This window comes from Moorena sp. SIO3I6, from assembly GCF_010672095.1.
Genome location: NZ_JAAHHU010000896.1, coordinates 1 through 2,001, shown reverse-complemented (window position 1 = coordinate 2,001; position 2,001 = coordinate 1). Strand labels below are relative to the sequence as shown.

Here is a 2,001-nt window from a genome sequence, read left to right as displayed (position 1 = left end):
TGTACTTACTCCAATTCAATATCTTATATTTGGTCTTGGCGGTTGCTTCTGTCATGGCTAAGGGGAAGCTCTATTTTTCTCTCTATAGATTATCTCACTCAACTCATACTCTTTATGCAACAAAGCCGAATTCTTTAGCAATATCCCAGGTCAATCAAGTGGGGGAGGAATATCTGAAAGTTGCTCGACAAAAGGAACAGGAATGTCGGGAAATTTTGGGCGATCGCATGAGTGAACTGGAACTGTATGCTCGTCGCACTGCTAATCTTTCGGATCGTCTTTACCGAGAAGTGATTGCGTCTCATATGCGTCCTTTTGCGGATGGGGTACATAGTTTTCCTCGGATGATTCGGGATATAGCCAGAAAGCTGAATAAACAAGTTAAATTAGAAATTACCGGCAAATCTACGGCAGTAGATCGAGATATTTTACAGAAACTAGAAGCACCACTGACTCATATTTTGCGTAACTCTGTAGACCATGGTATTGAACCTCCCCAAGAGCGTGTAGCAATGGGGAAACCAGCCCAAGGCACAGTGCGACTGGAAGCCGTTCATCGTGGTGGGATGTTATCGATTACTGTTGCTGACGATGGCAAAGGCATAGATCCAGAGAAATTGCGGGAAAAAATTGTCCGCAAAAAAATGATCACCCCAGAGATGGCAAGCCAGCTAGCTGAACATGAGCTGATGGAGTTTCTATTTTTGCCGGGATTTTCTACTGCTAAGCAGGTAACCGAAATTTCTGGTCGTGGCGTTGGTTTAGATATTGCCAAGAGTATGGCACAAGAGGTAGGTGGCACCCTGCGAGCTACCTCTAAGCTAGGGCAAGGAACCAGTTTCCACTTCCAATTGCCTCTGACTCTATCAGTTATTCGTACCCTATTAGTGGATATATATGGTGAACCTTATGCGTTCCCGTTAGCACGAATTGACAAAATTGTCATGGTAGATAAAAATGAAATTTTTGTAGTAGAAAACCGGCAATATTTTACCCTTAATGATGAAAATATTGGACTGGTAGCTGCCCATCAAGTGTTGGAGTTAGATGACTCTTATATCAAATCTGAAACCCTACCAGTCGTGATCATCAGTGACCAATCGAACCGTTTTGGATTAGTAGTTGATAAATTTTTAGGTGAACGGGATTTGGTGGTTCGACCATTAGATCCGAGGCTGGGCAAAGTTCAGGATATCAATGCTGCTGCTTTGATGGGAGACGGTTCCCCGATTCTAATTGTGGATGTGTCAGATTTAGTGCGCTCCATTGATAATCTACTCAATAACCGCCAGTTGAACCAAGTCAGTGGTAATGATGATACTGATATCCAACAGCCAAAACGAATTCTAGTAGTTGATGATTCCATTACCGTGCGGCAAATGGAACGTAAGTTACTGGAAAACCAAGGTTATGAGGTGGAAATAGCTGTTAATGGCATGGATGGTTGGAACGCTGTTCGCACCAACCCTTATGATTTAGTGATCAGTGATATTGATATGCCCCGCATGAACGGCATTGAGCTAGTCAGCCATATTAAAAGCCATTATAAATTAAAATCAATCCCTGTGATTATTATTTCCTATAAAGACCGGGAACAAGACCGTATTCAAGGTTTGCAAGCTGGAGCAGATTATTATCTAACCAAGAGTAGTTTTCATGATGATTCGTTGTTGAATGCAGTGATTGACTTAATTGGGGAGTAGGGATTATTAATTGGTTAGTTTGGATGGCTTGCTTGTTAATTGTCAATGGTAAACTTGGAATCCAAGCTTATTAATTAATAAGCTTGAATGAAACAATGAATAAAATCGACTATAGCGTTAATCATAGTTATGTTGATCATACTTATGAGGTAGATTCAATTTTCTACTCCCTACTCCCTACTCCCTACTCCCTACTCCCTACTCCCTACTCCCTACTCCCTACTCCCTACTCCCTACTCCCTACTCCCTACCCCCCTACCCCCTACTCCCTACTCCCTACTCCCTACTCCCTACTCCC

Annotated in this window: 2 protein-coding genes; both read left to right on the top strand. The window is 42.4% G+C overall.

Annotated features, from left to right (window positions below):
* The coding region (locus F6K49_RS44130) for a hybrid sensor histidine kinase/response regulator (protein WP_293108223.1) at window positions 1-1,703 on the top strand (1,703 nt) is incomplete at its 5' end.
* Window positions 1,704-1,798: 95 nt separating this feature from the next.
* Window positions 1,799-2,001, top strand: a 203-nt coding sequence (locus tag F6K49_RS44125; RefSeq protein WP_293108219.1) for a hypothetical protein, incomplete at its 3' end; no start/stop codon positions are given.